General features: G+C 37.1%; 19 protein-coding genes. 14 read left to right on the top strand and 5 right to left on the bottom strand.

The features are described from left to right. The 3 genes from MUN87_RS03335 (at position 1) to MUN87_RS03325 (ending at position 2,660) form a co-directional block, all read left to right on the top strand. Positions 1-1,266 carry a dihydrolipoamide acetyltransferase family protein gene (locus tag MUN87_RS03335; RefSeq protein WP_244746247.1) on the top strand — a complete coding sequence of 422 codons (1,266 nt, stop codon included), beginning with the start codon at positions 1-3 and terminating at the stop codon, positions 1,264-1,266. Between the two features lie 140 nt (positions 1,267-1,406). Then, positions 1,407-2,036: a transporter gene (locus tag MUN87_RS03330; protein WP_244746246.1), complete on the top strand. Its 630-nt coding sequence runs from the start codon at positions 1,407-1,409 to the stop codon at positions 2,034-2,036. A gap of 3 nt (positions 2,037-2,039) precedes the next feature. Then, positions 2,040-2,660, top strand: coding sequence for a trimeric intracellular cation channel family protein (locus MUN87_RS03325; protein ID WP_244746245.1), 621 nt, complete (start codon positions 2,040-2,042; stop codon positions 2,658-2,660). Positions 2,661-2,663: 3 nt separating this feature from the next. On the opposite strand, the gene MUN87_RS03320 is transcribed toward MUN87_RS03325, so the two are convergent. After that, entirely contained in the window at positions 2,664-3,350 is a 687-nt protein-coding gene (locus tag MUN87_RS03320) for a TerC family protein (RefSeq protein WP_244746244.1), read from the bottom strand. 176 nt (positions 3,351-3,526) lie between these two features. Between MUN87_RS03320 and MUN87_RS03315 the strand changes: the two genes are divergently transcribed. The 4 genes from MUN87_RS03315 to MUN87_RS03300 all read left to right on the top strand — a co-directional run bounded on the left by MUN87_RS03315 (position 3,527) and on the right by MUN87_RS03300 (position 6,918). Further along, complete coding sequence (locus MUN87_RS03315) at positions 3,527-4,510, top strand: BMP family ABC transporter substrate-binding protein (protein ID WP_244746243.1); 984 nt, start codon at positions 3,527-3,529, stop codon at positions 4,508-4,510. Between the two features lie 29 nt (positions 4,511-4,539). After that, positions 4,540-4,965 (top strand): hypothetical protein, encoded by a 426-nt coding sequence (locus MUN87_RS03310; protein WP_244746242.1) that lies wholly within the window; start codon positions 4,540-4,542, stop codon positions 4,963-4,965. Further along, positions 4,940-6,370 (top strand): sensor histidine kinase, encoded by a 1,431-nt coding sequence (locus tag MUN87_RS03305; protein WP_244746241.1) that lies wholly within the window; start codon positions 4,940-4,942, stop codon positions 6,368-6,370. Before MUN87_RS03310 ends, MUN87_RS03305 begins: the two co-directional genes overlap by 26 nt. Before the next feature lie 110 nt (positions 6,371-6,480). Next, on the top strand, positions 6,481-6,918 hold the full coding sequence (locus tag MUN87_RS03300) for a BrxA/BrxB family bacilliredoxin (RefSeq protein ID WP_244747870.1): 438 nt from the start codon (positions 6,481-6,483) through the stop codon (positions 6,916-6,918). Positions 6,919-6,989: 71 nt separating this feature from the next. Here MUN87_RS03300 and prli42 read toward each other — a convergent pair whose 3' ends face one another. Beyond that, complete coding sequence (prli42, locus tag MUN87_RS03295) at positions 6,990-7,094, bottom strand: stressosome-associated protein Prli42 (protein ID WP_244716733.1); 105 nt, start codon at positions 7,092-7,094, stop codon at positions 6,990-6,992. Positions 7,095-7,187: 93 nt separating this feature from the next. Here prli42 and MUN87_RS03290 point away from each other — a divergent pair, with 93 nt between their 5' ends. After that, positions 7,188-8,306, top strand: a complete 1,119-nt coding sequence (locus MUN87_RS03290) for a M20/M25/M40 family metallo-hydrolase (RefSeq protein ID WP_244746240.1) — start codon at positions 7,188-7,190, stop codon at positions 8,304-8,306. A 10-nt stretch (positions 8,307-8,316) separates the two neighbouring features. Further along, positions 8,317-9,426, top strand: a complete 1,110-nt coding sequence (locus MUN87_RS03285; protein ID WP_244746239.1) for a DNA polymerase IV — start codon at positions 8,317-8,319, stop codon at positions 9,424-9,426. A gap of 198 nt (positions 9,427-9,624) precedes the next feature. Here MUN87_RS03285 and rnz read toward each other — a convergent pair whose 3' ends face one another. Beyond that, the gene (gene rnz / locus MUN87_RS03280) at positions 9,625-10,542 is read right to left on the bottom strand and encodes a ribonuclease Z (protein ID WP_244746238.1); all 918 of its coding nucleotides are present in this window, start codon (positions 10,540-10,542) and stop codon (positions 9,625-9,627) included. A gap of 14 nt (positions 10,543-10,556) precedes the next feature. After that, positions 10,557-11,282, bottom strand: coding sequence for a glycerophosphodiester phosphodiesterase (locus MUN87_RS03275; protein WP_244746237.1), 726 nt, complete (start codon positions 11,280-11,282; stop codon positions 10,557-10,559). A gap of 201 nt (positions 11,283-11,483) precedes the next feature. Here MUN87_RS03275 and MUN87_RS03270 point away from each other — a divergent pair, with 201 nt between their 5' ends. Both MUN87_RS03270 and MUN87_RS03265 read left to right on the top strand, forming a co-directional pair. Continuing rightward, a complete protein-coding gene (locus MUN87_RS03270) occupies positions 11,484-12,272 on the top strand; it encodes an SDR family NAD(P)-dependent oxidoreductase (RefSeq protein ID WP_244746236.1) in 789 nt (262 codons plus the stop codon). Between the two features lie 16 nt (positions 12,273-12,288). Next, a complete protein-coding gene (locus MUN87_RS03265; RefSeq protein ID WP_244746235.1) occupies positions 12,289-12,606 on the top strand; it encodes an iron-sulfur cluster biosynthesis family protein in 318 nt (105 codons plus the stop codon). Positions 12,607-12,859: 253 nt separating this feature from the next. Here the strand turns inward: MUN87_RS03265 and MUN87_RS03260 are convergent, their stop codons facing one another. Then, positions 12,860-13,774 carry an aldo/keto reductase gene (locus tag MUN87_RS03260; protein WP_244746234.1) on the bottom strand — a complete coding sequence of 305 codons (915 nt, stop codon included), beginning with the start codon at positions 13,772-13,774 and terminating at the stop codon, positions 12,860-12,862. 97 nt (positions 13,775-13,871) lie between these two features. Here MUN87_RS03260 and MUN87_RS03255 point away from each other — a divergent pair, with 97 nt between their 5' ends. The 3 genes from MUN87_RS03255 (at position 13,872) to spoIIM (ending at position 16,316) form a co-directional block, all read left to right on the top strand. Beyond that, positions 13,872-14,417, top strand: a complete 546-nt coding sequence (locus MUN87_RS03255) for an NUDIX hydrolase (RefSeq protein ID WP_244746233.1) — start codon at positions 13,872-13,874, stop codon at positions 14,415-14,417. Position 14,418: 1 nt separating this feature from the next. Beyond that, entirely contained in the window at positions 14,419-15,582 is a 1,164-nt protein-coding gene (locus tag MUN87_RS03250; RefSeq protein ID WP_244746232.1) for an endonuclease Q family protein, read from the top strand. Between the two features lie 89 nt (positions 15,583-15,671). After that, complete coding sequence (spoIIM, locus tag MUN87_RS03245) at positions 15,672-16,316, top strand: stage II sporulation protein M (protein ID WP_244746231.1); 645 nt, start codon at positions 15,672-15,674, stop codon at positions 16,314-16,316. Positions 16,317-16,408 lie beyond the last annotated feature (92 nt).

Here is a 16,408-nt window from a genome sequence, read left to right as displayed (position 1 = left end):
GTGACGGTCCAACGAATTAATATGCCCCAACTGGGGGAGAGTGTCACGGAAGGGACTGTGAGTACGTGGCTTGTAAAACCTGGAGACTATATTGAAAAATATGATCCTATTGCAGAAGTGATGACAGATAAAGTAAATGCAGAAGTGCCATCTTCTTATTCAGGAGTGATCCAGGAGTTAGTGGCAGAGGAAGGACAGACGATCGAAGTTGGGGAGTTAATGTGCTACATAGAAGCGGAAGGAACGAAGTCGGATCAAACCGCTCAGGCAGACAACGTATCGGTACAACCAAATGAATCTTCATCTGCCTCTTCAGATATGAAGAAACGGTACTCGCCGGTTGTGATGCGTCTGGCACAGGAAAATCAAATTGATTTAAATACGATTAATGGATCAGGAAAAGGTGGACGCATCACGAGAAAAGATATTGAGAAGGTTATTGCGGATGGACCATCTAGTGCGCAAGAAGTAATGCCTGTGAAAGAACAGCCAGCAGATCAACCTGACCAATCGGAAGCGGAGTTCACACCACCAATCATTCGCAGAAAACAAGTAGAAGCTAAACCTGGTGACAAAGAAATCCCAGTAACTGGTCTGCGCAAAACGATAGCACAGAATATGGTTCGTTCAAAAACAGAAATTCCGCATGCCTGGATGATGATTGAAGTTGACGTAACCAATCTTGTAGCCTATCGTAACGCTGAAAAAGACCAGTTCAGAGAAAATGAAGGATATAACCTATCTTATTTTGCATTCTTTTTAAATGCTGTGGCGAAAGCTTTGAAGAAATTCCCTGAGTTAAACAGCTGTTGGGCAGGAGAAAAAATTATTCAGCGCAAGGATATTAACTTATCGATCGCGGTTGCTCATGAACATGAACTATATGTACCTGTCATTAAGAATGTAGATGAAAAAAGTATCAAAGGAATTGCGAAAGAAATCGCGCAGCTTTCTAAAAAGGCAAGAACAAATACATTAACACAGGAAGATATGGAAGGTGGTACCTTTACTGTCAATAATACTGGTTCCTTCGGTTCAGTAGAATCAATGGGTGTAATAAACTATCCACAGTCGGCTATTTTACAAGTTGAATCCATTGTGAAACGACCGGTTATTATTGATGATATGTTTGCGGCCCGTGATATGGTAAATCTTTGTTTATCGCTCGATCATCGTGTGTTGGATGGTGTGATCTGCGGTGCATTCATGTCTCATGTCAAAGCGATATTAGAAAATATTTCAAGCGATACAACGCCAATTTACTAAGTAACCTGTCCTTTACTTTGGGATAGATGGAAAAAAACTGTTCCCATTTTCTATGAAAAACAGTATACTAATAAAAGCAAGGGAAACCTACAACGAAAAGATGCAGGTTTCCCTTTACTTATTTTGAATTGGTGATGAGTATGCAACGTGTTACAAAATGGATATATGATGTGATTATGATCGTGCTGGTGATGGTTACGATTTTAACTTTATGGGCAGAGAATGAAATTAATTCTCTTATCAATATGATAGTTTGGTTAATCTTTTTAGTTGATTACATTGCACGAATTATAATAGCAGAACAAAAATGGCAATTTGTAAAACAGAATCCATTTTTGTTGATAGCTGTTATCCCACTCGATCAGTTTTTTCAAGTTGCTAGAATTGTAAGATTATTTTACTTATTTCGCATTAAGACCATAACAAAATATTATATTTCGCCTTATTTGAAAAAGTTATCAAACGGAATGCGTGTCGTGTTTTTTTCACTTATTCCGATTTTACTAAGTATGGAAGCCGTGTTTATTTGGAAAATGGAAAATCAAGTGTCTCAGCTTAGTGCTTCTTTTGCTGCCGTCTTCAAACATCTATTTATTTTTGCAAGCAGTATGGAGACGATCGAACACTTTCCAACCATTGTCGTATTGACAATCACTTCATTTTTTGGTGTGATAATGCAAGGTGTCGTACTTCAGTGGTTTTTTGAAAAGTTTGAAACGATGTGGAAGAAGAGACGCGAGTTATTTTCTACATCACGAAATGGAGGGTAACCCATGCTATTGATCGAAACATTTGTATATATAGGCACCATCGCATTTGCTATCTCTGGTGCATTAATAGCGATAAAGAATAATTTAGATATCTTTGGCGTGATCTTACTTGGCTTAACCACAGCTTTAGCAGGTGGAGTTATCCGTGATATTATGATCGGTAATATTCCACCTACTAACTTGGCGGATCCGCAATATTTTCTGGTTAGCTTATTAGCTTGTCTAATCACCATACTGTTTTTCGATAAGTTAAATAGATTTGAACACGCCATTGTTTTCTCCGATGCCATTGGCTTGGGCGTATTTACTGCTGTTGGAGCTAACGCTGCGATCTCGCTCGATTATTCCGAACCATTTCTTATCGTTGCTATGGGTCTTGTCACAGGTATTGGGGGCGGTGTGCTGCGTGATGTATTTGTGCGTGAAATTCCGCTTGTGTTTCGTAAAGAGATTTACGGAATTGCTTCGATTGCTGGTTCGATAAGCTTGATTCTAACATACGAATTCGTCGCCCCAAGTATTAGCTTATACATTTGCTTAATCGTTACTGCTACTATTCGAATGTTAGCAGTGAAGTGGAAATGGAATGTTCCCATTGTTCACAAAAATTCTGTTGCAAAGTAAATTTTAATGACTGCCTGAATAGTTTTCATTGTTGGAAACATAGGCAGATACAACAACACCAATCGTTAAGATAAAGCTCAGAATAATCGTTATCATGCCTGATTGAAGTTGAAAAAAGTTAAAAACAAACGGTTCATGAATCATCATATCAACCCCGGTATACACTAAAATAGCCGAACCGATATAGATGAGAAATGGATATTTTTTCAATAATAGTACGATAAATTTGGCACCGAAAATCATCAATGGAATACTAATCATTACACCTAATGCTAATAGCGTAACACTGCCTTTCGAAGCACCAGCTATCGCTACAACATTGTCCAAGCTCATGATCACATCCGCAACAATAATGGTCATCACAGCTTTATACAAGGATTGATGGGATGCGATATCTTGTGCTTCATCTTCTTTTAACAGTATCTTATAGCCGATCCAAATTAATAATATTCCACCTATCAAATAGATTAGCGGAAATTTAAGCAAGAATATAATTCCGCTTGCGAAAGTGATACGTAGCAAGATCGCCCCTGCAACCCCAAATAGAATTGCTTTGTTTTGGTGTCTCTTGTTCAGATTCTTTGTTGCCATAGCAATAATAAGTGCGTTATCACCTGATAATATAATATCGATTGAAATTACTTGCAATAAACTGATCCAATCCAACTCTGCCCACAAATTACTGATCACCGGTATATCCTCCTTTTTTTACTTCTGTCTTTTAACTATATGCTTGTCTATCTTGTCAATATTCCTAGTAACAGCTAAAAATTTTGTCGAAATAAAAAGAAAATTGGAAAAGTATGTTCAAAACTTGTCATTTAATGTATAATATTATTGTCAGTATTTACTAGGGGAGATGTTTTATGGAGGCAAACAAACAGTTGAAATACATCACTGCCATTACTGCGATTGTCTCATCTATCGTTATTATTTTTCTTATTTTAAAGGCTACTAATATTTTGGATGATTTGAATGCATCTGCCAAAGAAGACGCAAGCATTCTAATACTCACTTCCGATAATTTGAATGATCAAAGTTGGGGTGGATTAGCTTATAAAGGGAAAATATTAATCGAGGACGAATATAACACTTCCGCCGAAGCAGTAGGAAATGTTAAGGAGAATGAAGATACTGAGAAATTGGTAGATACATATGTTGACAAAGGGTATCAGTTAATTATCGGTCATGGTCGGGAATTTTCTGAACCATTTTACCGCTTAATGAATAAGTACAAAGATGTGGAATTTGTAACGGTTCATGGAAATTATTCGGGTGATAACCTCTCGGTATATACCTTCAATCAGAATGAGGTAGAAGTCGTAGCTGGTATGGCTGCTGCACTCAAAACGGAATCCAACAAAGTAGCGATAATTGATGCAGTAGACAATCGCCAAAAGGATTGGGGTTTTCCTGAAGGAATTGAAAAGATAAATCCAGCTGTTAATTTAATGTACAAAGTAGTTCCTGAGCGAACGAGTAAACTTAAGGCGAAAGAAGTAGCCGAATCAGTCATTCATAAAGGTGTTGATGTAATTTATACGAAGGGTAATAGCTATAATCAAGAGGTGATCGATTATGCCAAAGAACATGGTGTTTATCTAATCGGCTATTTGGAAGACCAATCATATATGGCAGAAAACCTCATGCTTACCAGTGTTACCAATGACGTACCTATGACCTATAATGCTATTATAAAAGACTATTTAAGTGATAAAGGCTTGCCACACAGTAAAAAGATGCTCAATGAAAATGATGGTGTCTATGGTATTGCTCCACTTGGTCCAATGTTCACGGAAAGTGAGATGGAACAAATGCAAGCTTTAACAGATGTAGAGATCACTCATTGACGATCATACAATGATAGGAGATTTGCCGAATGATAACGTTTTTTAACAACTTTTCACTTCGGAATAAGCTGTTATGCATTCTCCTAATAGCGATTGTTATTTTTAGTGGTTTTTCATTTTTACTCATACAATCCATTGAGAAAATCAGCTCAGTTTCTAATACAATTCAAAATGAAAATATCCCGGAGATTGTTTGGTATGACCAATGGGAGAAAGAATTAGCCATAAAAAAACAATTCGTTTTAAAAAATATAGAGAATGGTTTTCAAAGTGACTTTCAGGAGGAATTTCAACAGTACAGCAGCGATCCCCAAAGTGAAGAAATAAGTCAGTTAGTAGCCATACCTGAAAAAGCAGAAGGATTACACAATGAGCTAATGTTACTTGATTTTGTCATTATGAATAAAGTCGTCGGTTTATTGGAATACAATGAAACAGATGCCGCTAGCCGCTAAAAGTGTGATCAAGCAGGAGTATTTACCTGCGTTAGAAGATTTGAAAGAGCGATTAGGATTACAAAGAAACGAGCAATTAAATGCTTTACATAGAAACACTAATACATATCCTGAAATTATAGAGCAATCCTTATATTTTTTACTTATTATTACGATTATCGGTATACTTCTCTCTATTTATATTTCTTTTAGACTGAGCAGAAGTATTACAAACCCTATTGAGAAAATGGTAGCGAAAGTAAACAATACTTCTAATGGTAATTATGGAGAGACAGTCTCAGATTTTGTGCAAATTGAATTTAAAAGCTTGGCCAATTCGATTAATCGAATGTCCAAGAGTTTGCAGCAATCATTTCATCAAATTATCTCTGATAAGATCAAGCATGAGCAAATATTAAATTCGTTGCCGATCGGTATTATTACCAATGATTATAATGAAAACACATATTGGGTGAATTCTTGTGCACGCTATTTATTTGAATTTGATAGTGATACTATCTCTGATCGTGATCTAATTGAAAAGCAGAAACAATATCCTATCTTAAACATGCTTTTGTCTGATAAGGTTGTCCACAATCAAAAGTTCCAATTGACTAGCCGTGATGAAGAATACGTTCTGCTCGCATCTCATACAAATCTGAAGGATTTAGACCGGCAGACAACGGGAAAGATCCTTTATTTCGTGAATATTACGGAATCAGAGATGCTTGAAAATCAAATTGTTCAATCAGAAAAACTTGCACTTGTGGGAGAAATGGCTGCAAGCTCAGCTCATGAAATTAGAAATCCGTTGACTGTGATCCATGGTTTTCTAACCTTGATGAGAGAGTCGATGACGAAGGAGGAAATCGAAAAATATCATTTTAATCTAATGATGAAAGAGATAGATAGATTATACTCCATCGTAGAACAAATGCTTCTTATGTCAAATCACAAAAAACCAGAAAAAGAAATGGTTTTACTTTCCGAGCTTCTGCAAGAGTTACTACCTTTAATGTATAGCTCGTTAGAGGCAAAAAATATCAATTTGGTTACCAATATCGCTGAAGAGTATATTCTGGCGGACCAAAAACAATTGAAGCAAGTATTTTTAAATTTGCTACAAAACAGTAAAGACGCAATTGGTGATAATGGAACTATAACCATTGAAAGTGTACTCGACGACTATAATCAATATGTCATTTACATTCGGGATACAGGCTCCGGTATTCCGAATTCGATCAGAGAAAGTTTATTTGAGCCTTTCTCAACATCCAAAGACAGCGGGACAGGATTAGGATTAAATGTAGTCAGACGTATTATTGAAAGTCATGATGGTTCTATTTCTATTCAAAGAAGTGATCATACAGGCACTACATTTAAAATAGCATTACCTCATGTAAAGCAAACGAGTTCAGTTGTTTGAAAAGGAAGGCTATTGTTGATATTATTTAACAGAGGATTATTTTTTGATGGTGATCATCTAAAAGGTTTCAAGACCTTTGGTGGAAGACTCACTTTATTAAGAGAGGGTTGATATATATGGATTTTAATTTGTTTATGGGTGACATCGTCGAATCTGCACGTAATGAAATAACGCAAGCGGGTTACGATGAACTTAAGACACCAGAAGAAGTACAGGAAGCTTTAAGTAAAAAAGGTACAACATTAGTAATGGTAAATTCTACTTGTGGTTGTGCCGGAGGAGTAGCACGACCTGCAGCGGCAAGTGCAGTACATTACGATAAGAGACCGGATCAATTAGTAACGGTTTTTGCAGGTCAGGATCGAGAAGCAACGGAATTGGCTCGACAATATTTTGAAGGATATCAGCCTTCATCACCATCGTTTGCGTTGTTGAAAGATGGTCAAATTATTAAAATGGTGGAACGACATGAAATTGAAGGACACAGTCCAGTAGAGGTTGTCAATAAACTTCAAGGCTTGTTCGAGCAACATTGTGAGGAAGTATAAAGTGTGAAAAGACACCCAACTGATCTGGGTGTCTTTTCCTGTGTGTTATTCATCGGTGCATTTCAGAAATTTTAATTAATAAACATTGCTAATCCAGCAGTAAAAGTAGATAAAATCATAGCCACAATCATTATATATACGATAATTTTTGTTCTTTTTTCACGTTTTGAAGCCATACTAAAATCCTCCTTTATGGGCGATACTAACATATATTTTACATGTAATTACAGAATAGGACAAGTCAATATTTCACAAAAAGGAGTTAGCATATGAGCAACCAGGATAGAATCGTCAAACAATTTATTGAACTAGTACAAATCGATTCAGAAACAACGAAAGAACGCAAGATAGCAGATCATTTACTGCAACAATTCGAACAATTAGGTTTAGAGGTAAAAGAAGACAATACTCATCAGCAAACGGGACATGAAGCTGGGAACATTATTGCTCGTTTGAAAGGAAATGATTCAAATATACCATCGATCTATTTCACTGCACATATGGATACAGTAGTACCAGGAGAAGCAATCAAACCTGTCATCAAAGATGAATTTATCTATTCAGATGGGACTACTATTTTAGGTGCAGATGATAAAGCCGGGATTACTTCGATAATTGAACTAATTCATATGTTGAAGGAACAGCCTGTAATTCATGGTGATATTTATTTTGCAATCATGAGTGGGGAAGAATCAGGTCTTGTAGGTTCACAATATTTTGATGAGTCACAATTACCGGTATCGTTTGGGTATGCTTTGGACAGTGATGGAGAAGTTGGATCGATTATTACAGCAGCGCCTTCACAAGCAAAAATATATGCAACGATCAAAGGAAAAGCGGCACATGCTGGTGTACAGCCGGAAAAAGGTGTATCTGCGATCAGTATGACTGCAAAAGCTATTACGAAAATGCCGCTAGGACGAATTGATGAAGAAACGACTGCCAATGTAGGAAGCTTTGAGGGGAAAGGTCCTACAAATGTGGTGTGTGACCGCGTATTATTAATTGCAGAAGCCCGGTCATTGTCGAAGGATAAATTAGATAATCAAGTGGAAGCAATGTGCACTGCCCTTAAAGAAAGCACAGCGAACATGGGTGGCGAAGTAGACATCGAAATAAAGCATATGTACCCTAATTATCAATTTGATGAAAATGATCAAGTTGTTCAAATAGCGATGAAAGCTGCTTCTGCTCTTGGAAAAGAAGCTTCATTGAAAGTGAGTGGCGGAGGAAGTGATGCGAATCATCTGTCTGGTAAAGGCATTCCAACTGTTAATCTAGCTGTTGGCTATGAAAACATTCATACCAAAAATGAACGAATCGGTATTGCAAGTTTAACGGAGGTCCCGTTATATATGTATGAAATTGTTAAGCAATTATCAAAATGAGTGTGATGACATGAATTCATGGTACCCCAAAAATGGGCGGGTGATCTTACATGTTGACATGAACAGCTTTTATGCTTCAGTTGAAATGGTAGACCATCCGGAATTAAGAGGTAAGCCATTGGCTATAGCAGGTAATCCAGATGAACGAAAAGGTATTATCGTTACCAGTAGCTATGAAGCACGAAGTAAAGGTGTAAAAACTACTATGTCATTATGGGAAGCGAAAAAAAGATGCCCGGATTTAATTGTAAGACGACCGAACTTTCCACGTTATCGAGAGGTATCAAGTCAATTGTTCCGAATTTTAGAAGATTATACCCCGTACGTTGAGCCGGTATCGATTGATGAAGCATTCATGGATATTACGGACAGCTATGATTTGGGAAGCCCTATCGAAATAGCTGAAGCTGTTCAGCAACACGTGGCTAACGACTTGCAGTTACCTTGCAGTATCGGAATTGCTCCCAATAAATTTCTTGCAAAAATGGCATCTGACATGAAGAAACCGAACGGTATTACCATTTTACGAAAGAGGGATGTAGCGGCAAAATTGTGGCCGTTACCGATTGAAGAGATGTATGGTATCGGTAAGAAAACAGCAGAGAAATTACGGCGCTATGACATTAACTCAATAGAAGATCTGGTCGAAACTGATACGATGATGTTAAAAGGACTGCTTGGAGTGAACGGAGAAAAGTTAAAAACAAGAGCATTAGGTGAAGACCCCCGACCGGTTGATCCAGAACGTGCGAGCAGTTTTAAAAGTATTGGTACTTCCAGGACCTTTCCGCAAGATATTGGTGAATATGATTTATTATCGGCTCAGTTACATCAGCTGGCAGAAAGTGTTACGAATCGATTACGGCGCAAATCAGCATTAGGGAATACTATTCAGTTAACCATTCGATACAATGACAGAAAAACGATCACAAGAAGAACAAAAATTAATCAATATATTGAAACAGCTGCTGATATATATTTTTATAGCGAACGATTATTAGAAGATCATTGGAACGGTACTCCCGTCCGTTTGCTCGGCATAACCGTTCAAAATGCCGTAAAAAAAGACGACATCACTTATCAGATGAATTTATTTGAATATATGAAAGAAAAAGATTAGGGAAAGAGGTCTCCTAATCTTTTTCTTTATACGTTATAAAAGCAAAATGAGCTTGAATAAAAAGCTTTAAAATATACCAAAGAGTACTACTTGAAATATTCGCTGACAAAACACATTATATCCCGAGCTTTGTTAAACGTTTCTAAGCTTGTCAAAATTAGCTGACTAAGGTAATAAGAAGAAAGAACCAACTAAGTTCTAATCTATTGTTGCTGTATAGAAGTCATAAGCGATTGTTGTATTGTGAAATAGTTGTTGAGATTCTTTTTTCAATAGCTCTATATCTTCGTTTTGGAATCTAGAGGATATATGTGTCAAAATTAACTGTTTAACGTTTGCCTCCCGAGCTATGGCAGCAGCTTGGCTGGTTGTCGAATGGTAGTATTCATGAGCTAATTTTTCCTGATCTGCAGCGAAAGTAGCCTCATGAATCAGCAAGTCAACTCCTTGGACAAATGGTATTATGGCTTGGTGAGCTCTCGTATCACCTATAACCGCTATCCGTTTGCCTGGTTTTGGTACTCCGATATAGTCCTTGGATTTAACTGTATGCCCGTTTGGCAGGTCAACGGTTTCATTTACCTTAAACTCCTGATAGATCGGTCCAGGTTCGATTCCTATTTCTTTTAATTTATTTACAAGTAATGGCCCTGGACTATCCTTCTCCTCAATTAAGAAACCGAAGCATTCTATCCCATGCTGTAATTTCTGAGCAGAAATGATAAACTGCTGATCTTCAAATATCACACCTTCGCTCAGTTCAACGATTTTAATAGGATAGGACAATTTTGTACGGCTAAGCGTTAAACTCGTCTCTAAATAGGCTTTAATACCCGGTGGGCCATAGATTGTTACTGGCTCCACGCCGCCTTGAAAGGAACGACTACTTAGCAATCCTGGTAAACCAAATATGTGATCACCATGTAAATGAGTAATGAAAATTTTCTCTATTTTTCTTGGTTTAATTGACGTATGTAAAATTTGGTGTTGTGTTGCTTCCCCACAATCAAACATCCAAAGCGCATTACGTTTTTGTTCCAAATGGAGCATGATGGAGGTTACATTTCTATTTTTGCTAGGAAGTCCGGCCCCTGTTCCTAAAAACTCAACGTGCATGTATTCCTTCCTCTCTATAGTGTGTTTTTTCTTAAATCAACAGCTAGTTTTGGGATGTCAGTAAAGATGGCATGGCAGTTCATCCTTATAGCACGTTTTATCGACAGCGGCAAGTTAACAGTATAAACTGCAACATATAAGTCATGCTGATTAGCTTGTTCTACCAGCCGATTGGTAAGTAGTCGGTACTGAATATGAATTCCTTCTGCCTTAATAGACTCTGCAAATGGAATTAAATTTTTATCTTTCTTACTAGTTAGAAAAGCGTAATTCAGTTCAGTTGACCATTGTTTCAACTTAACAATACTCTCTTGATTGAAGGTTGAGATCACAGTCTGATTCACCATGTTGTACTTTTGAAGCAACTGGAATACTGTTTCCTCTAGTCCTGGATAGGGGAATATGTTGTTTTTTAATTCGATATTCAGCTTCAGTTGCTTATCTTGATTCCAACGAAGTAAATCCTCTAAAGTTGGAATGACAGTGTCAGCGAATTGAGGAGACTTCCAGCTGCCGGCATCAAGTTGAGTTAATTCAGCGTAGGTGTAGTCTTTGACAAATCCATTTCCGTTAGTCGTGCGTTGCAGTTTTTCGTCATGGATCAATACTGGTACACCATCCTTTGTTAATTGGACATCAGTTTCAATACCATCAGCATCATGATGATAGGCTAGATCAAATGCTGGTATCGTATTTTCTGGTGCATGTTTACTTGCTCCACGGTGTGCATAAATAATCATTCGTTACCTTCACCTCTTTTAAATAACCTCCTCATGATTGTCTAGAATATCATATCAAAAGTCAATGGAATCGTATTAAAATTTACTATTTCTTTATATCCTTCACTATGTCGGACGACAACCAACCATACCGATCAACCGAACAGCAAAATATTCTGTTACATTTCCAGAGTATGATAAGATAGGAATGGAGATGATGACATGAACAGATTAATGGGTAAACATGTATTAATAACAGGAGCATCAAGTGGAATAGGAGAGGCGTTAGCATATCAATTAGCAGCAAATGGGGCTGTGCCAATCCTTGTGGCACGAACGGAAAGTAAGCTTGTACAAATAGTAGATAAAATAAAAAAACAATACCAGATAGAAGCTTATCATTACACTGCTGACATTACGGATAGACAGAAATGGGGAGAGATTCTCGATGAAATGATGTCAGATATTGATAAGGTAGATGCTGTGATTAATAATGCCGGTCTTGGTTTTTTTCGTCAATTTGACCAAATGAATTGGTCCGATATTGAAAAAATGGTGCAGCTCAATTTGCAAGCATTATTTTTTACTACCTATCAGCTAATTCCGTATTTAATAAAAAGTAAACCAGCGCATATTGTGAATATCGGTTCACAGGCAGGTAAGGTGCCAACTCCCAAATCAGCCATCTATAGTGCGACCAAAGCTAGTGTTATCAGCTTTTCTAATGCACTACGTATGGAATTAGAGGGGAAAGTTTTTGTTACATCTGTCAATATTGGTCCGGTAAGAACTGCTTTTTTCGAACAAGCAGACCCGGAAGGAAACTATCAAAAAAGTATACAAAATGTGATGTTAGACCCGAATGATGTCGCTCAGAAAATCATCCATGCCTTGTTCACAAAGAAAAGAGAAATTAATTTACCAGCGTGGATGAATGCAGGCGGGAAACTGTATCAACTCTTTCCACAGTTAATGGAGAAAATATTAAAACCTGCTTTTAATAAGAAATAACGAACGGAGGAATAGTATGAAATTAACAATCACAGAACAAGCACTAGAAAAATTAAATACACTCGCTTCCACACCTTTTATTTTGGCATTGACCTACGATACTGAAGATTGCGGTTGTGGTGTCAATGGGATGCCAACAGTTGCTATCAAAGATCAGCCGACCGAATATGATCAACCAGTAGAGTGTGACCAGTTAGAAGCCGTGGTTCATAAACAGCAAGCCGTCTTCTTCAGCAAAGAAATGAAATTGGATTATAATGGCGCGACATTTCGACTTTCAAGTCCCAATGAAATGTTAAATCCATTTATCCACGTTCGGTCCGTAACAGCATGAAATTGTAAGTGCCGGCTATTTCTTTTATTGTGTAGCATGAGCTTTGACAGGATAAGTAGTCGAAAGATCAAATTAACGCACAACTTTATTTCATATCAACTGAAATGAGAGTTCTTTAACCTTTTTTATTGGAAATGTAACTTGATAGCATAAGAATACGGCCGGATATAAAGTGAATGCTCTTTGGTGCATTTCATGGTATATCCGGCCGTACATTTAACTTATTTGTTGTTTTAATTTCTATTATTCTGAATTATCGGTGCTGCTGATATGTGTTTTCCAGGGTAATTGATGCTGCTTTGTCTAATTGCTCTTGATCAAAGGATTGATGCAATGCTTCTACATTTTCTCTTAACTGATTCGAACTGCTTGCGCCAGCTACAATCGATGTAACAGCTTTGTTATTTAATACATAGTTCAGAGCTAGTCCATTTAGCGTCTGATTAGGTTTAAGCAATTGCTGTAATTGGGAAACTGTATCGTTGAGACTAGACTGGTCATAGTCTAAGTAGCCTTTGAGGCCTTTCTTTTCAATGATATCTAAACCATGATGACTTAACATGCCTTTCGCAAGAGAACCACGAGTGACAACGCTGATCTGCTGATCTGACAGTTCGTTTAATATTGTTTCTTCAGGTCTTCTGTCCAATAAACTGTATTGCATCATCACGCTTATGATGTTGGACGAAGTCATATACTCGCGAATCACATTTGGGCGAATTGATGAAATACCATAGTATCGGATCACACCTTCTTGAACTAACTCCTCAAATGCTTCTATCGTTTCTGGAATAGGATCTTCGATTGTTCCGCCATGCAATTGGTATAAATCAAGATAATCAGTACGTAATCTCTTTAAGCTTTGTTTCACTTGCTCTTTTATATAAGATTTGCTCGGGTCCCAAAACCAGCTGCCATCTTCTTTCAAATGATTTCCTACTTTTGTTGCTAGAATAATATCCTTCCGTTTGTTTTGAATGGCTTTACCAACCATTTCTTCATTTAATCCTTGATCATATAAATCAGCTGTATCCAGGTAATTGATGCCTAGTTCAGTTGCCTCATCAATTACATTAGCAGCTTGTTTATCATCCGTACCTAATGACATACATCCTAAAGAAATAGGGGAGACCATTAAATCAGATTTTCCTAGTTGTTTTTTATCCATAACCGACACCCTTTCAAAAAATAATCTATATTTATTGTACAAATCACGATAAAGAAATACAATGAATGTGACTGTCCAGAGAAAGGAAGTATCAAAAATGACAAATTTTGAAGAAAAAACGTTGCAATCCGAAACAATTTTCAATGGAAAAGTAATCAGTCTTCAGATAGATGAAGTAGCTTTGCCTGATGGAAAAACATCAAAAAGAGAACTGATTAAGCATCCAGGAGCGGTTGCAATTATTCCTGTAACAAAAGACAATAAAATAGTATTTGTCAAACAATATAGAAAAGCTCTAGAAAAGACAATTATCGAAATACCTGCGGGTAAGTTGGAGCCCGGTGAAAAACCAGAAGTTACCGCTATAAGAGAGCTCCAGGAAGAAACGGGTTATACGACGGAACACTTAATTTATGTGACGTCTTTTTATACATCACCAGGATTTGCAGATGAAATTATTTATCTGTATCAAACCGAAACGCTATCAAAGCTGGAACAACCACTGGAAACAGACGAAGATGAATTTGTCGAATTAATCGAATTGACATTGGAAGAAGCGGAGGCTTTGGTTGAAAGTGAAGAAATTCATGATGCGAAAACTGCTTATGCACTTCTGTATGTAAAGCTTAAAGGTCTAACATAACATGCTTACAGACTATTATGCAGATTTACATATTCATGTTGGAAGAAACCAGTATGGTCGGCCAGTAAAAATTACAGCTTCGAACCAGTTGACAATTGAGAATATATTAATCGAAGCCAGTGAACGTAAAGGGATTGATATTGTAGGCGTGATAGATTGCCAGGCGCCGGCAGTTTTAGCGGAATTGCAGCAAATGATCTCGGATGGTAAGGCAGTAGAAAGAAACGATGGTGGCATTCGGTTTAAACATACGACATTAATCCTTGGTAGTGAGATCGAAATCTATGATCAAAACTGTCAAGGTCCGATTCATGTGCTGTGTTACTTTCCTTATCTAAAGTCCATGACTATTTTCTCGAATTGGTTATCCGAGCACATGAAAAATAATCAACTAAGTTCACAGCGTTTCTACGGGGATGCAGTTGCTTTACAACAGAAGACTAAGGAGTTAGACGGAATCTTTATACCCGCACATGTATTTACACCTTTCAAAAGTTTGTTTGGTAAAGGAGTGAAACAGTCATTAGAAGAAGTGTTTCATCCTGATTGGATAGATGCAATCGAACTGGGATTAAGTGCTGATACACCTATGGCTGACCAGATTGCAGAGCTGCATCGATATACGTATGTCACCAATTCAGATGCCCATTCCTTAGCCAAAATAGCTAGAGAATATCAACTTATTCGCCTTAAAGAGCCGAGTTTTAAAGAATTACAGATGGCACTTCAACAGATAGAAGAGCGAAAAGTTATTAAAAATTTCGGGATGAATCCGAGATTAGGAAAATATTATACAACTGTTTGTCAAAAGTGTTTAAGACCATATAAGGAATCGCCATGTCCTCATTGCAAGTCCGTCACATTTATAAAAGGGGTTGCGGACCGAATCGCGGAATTAAAAACGTCTTCTCATTCTCTTTCCAGCAGACCGGCCTACCTATACCAAGTGCCGTTGGAGTATATACCAGCTTTAGGTCCTAAAACGTTGGAGAAACTGATAGATCATTTTGGTAACGAGATGTCGGTGATTCATCGTGTAAGTAAAGAAGCATTAATTCCTGTAATTGGCGAAAGAATAGCAGAGAAGATCATCCAGCTACGAGAAGGGAAACTTTTAATAGAGTCTGGTGGCGGCGGAAAATACGGTAAAATCGCTCGTAAATGATTGTATCGGAAAACACGTCTAGTTTAGTTCTATTTCGATCTAGCAATTCATAGATTGAAACGAGAACTAAATTAGAGGATGTGAAGCGATTGAAATTACCAAAAAATAAACACACCATCACCAATCATATTACGAAATACCATACCATCTATATTTTTACGATTATCTTATTTATAACAGGTATCATTTTTGGTGCGATCATCGTGAATAGTATGACATTTGTCCAAAAACAAGACTTGTATTTTTATTTGGAGCGTTTTTTTATCGGCTATTTACAAGACGATAATATTTCGAAGCAAGAGCTGATGAAAAACGCAGCATTTTATCATATACAGTTTCTTTCTCTGCTCTTTTTTCTTGGATTAGCCGTTATCGGTTTACCGATAATATGGGTATTGTTATTTGTGAAAGGTGTTGCGATCGGATTTACGGTTGGCTTTTTTGTGAATCAGTTAGGGATGCAAGGGTTATTGTTCTCATTCTCATCAATTGCGCCACAGAATTTGATAATCATTCCGATCTATATAATTGCAAGTAGTTTAGCGATGGTTTTTTCATTATCACTGTTACAGAGTATTTTTTCCAAACGTTTCAAACATCCTATCATGCAAATCTTCTTTCGTTATACCGCGATATTTATTGGTTTGATGGTGGTCGTGAGCCTTGCATCTATCTTGGAATCAGCTGTTTCCTTTGAGGCGATGAAACTAATTTCGGACAAACTTATTAATTAATAATAATTATTATCTGATAATTGTAAATTCACTCTATTTATAATTATTTTAATTGACACCTTACATCGGACTATTTATAATGAGAATGTAAG

The organism is Gracilibacillus salinarum (assembly GCF_022919575.1).
In the GTDB taxonomy this organism is placed as follows: Bacteria; Bacillota; Bacilli; order Bacillales; family Amphibacillaceae; genus Gracilibacillus; species Gracilibacillus salinarum.
Note: the sequence above shows the minus strand (reverse complement) of the source record. Positions and strands in the feature narration are given on the sequence as shown.

What these genes read in the sequence shown, in the direction of transcription:
- prli42 (WP_244716733.1), bottom strand. Translation starts at nt 7,094, where the DNA reads ATGGCTTCAAAACGTGAAAAAAGAACAAAAATTATCGTATATATAATG.
- MUN87_RS03305 (WP_244746241.1), top strand. Translation starts at nt 4,940, where the DNA reads ATGAAACAGATGCCGCTAGCCGCTAAAAGTGTGATCAAGCAGGAGTAT.
- MUN87_RS03250 (WP_244746232.1), top strand. Translation starts at nt 14,419, where the DNA reads ATGCTTACAGACTATTATGCAGATTTACATATTCATGTTGGAAGAAAC.
- MUN87_RS03330 (WP_244746246.1), top strand. Translation starts at nt 1,407, where the DNA reads ATGCAACGTGTTACAAAATGGATATATGATGTGATTATGATCGTGCTG.
- MUN87_RS03275 (WP_244746237.1), bottom strand. Translation starts at nt 11,282, where the DNA reads ATGATTATTTATGCACACCGTGGAGCAAGTAAACATGCACCAGAAAAT.
- rnz (WP_244746238.1), bottom strand. Translation starts at nt 10,542, where the DNA reads ATGCACGTTGAGTTTTTAGGAACAGGGGCCGGACTTCCTAGCAAAAAT.
- MUN87_RS03290 (WP_244746240.1), top strand. Translation starts at nt 7,188, where the DNA reads ATGAGCAACCAGGATAGAATCGTCAAACAATTTATTGAACTAGTACAA.
- MUN87_RS03285 (WP_244746239.1), top strand. Translation starts at nt 8,317, where the DNA reads ATGAATTCATGGTACCCCAAAAATGGGCGGGTGATCTTACATGTTGAC.
- MUN87_RS03270 (WP_244746236.1), top strand. Translation starts at nt 11,484, where the DNA reads ATGAACAGATTAATGGGTAAACATGTATTAATAACAGGAGCATCAAGT.
- MUN87_RS03310 (WP_244746242.1), top strand. Translation starts at nt 4,540, where the DNA reads ATGATAACGTTTTTTAACAACTTTTCACTTCGGAATAAGCTGTTATGC.
- MUN87_RS03315 (WP_244746243.1), top strand. Translation starts at nt 3,527, where the DNA reads ATGGAGGCAAACAAACAGTTGAAATACATCACTGCCATTACTGCGATT.
- MUN87_RS03260 (WP_244746234.1), bottom strand. Translation starts at nt 13,774, where the DNA reads ATGGATAAAAAACAACTAGGAAAATCTGATTTAATGGTCTCCCCTATT.
- MUN87_RS03325 (WP_244746245.1), top strand. Translation starts at nt 2,040, where the DNA reads ATGCTATTGATCGAAACATTTGTATATATAGGCACCATCGCATTTGCT.
- MUN87_RS03255 (WP_244746233.1), top strand. Translation starts at nt 13,872, where the DNA reads ATGACAAATTTTGAAGAAAAAACGTTGCAATCCGAAACAATTTTCAAT.
- MUN87_RS03265 (WP_244746235.1), top strand. Translation starts at nt 12,289, where the DNA reads ATGAAATTAACAATCACAGAACAAGCACTAGAAAAATTAAATACACTC.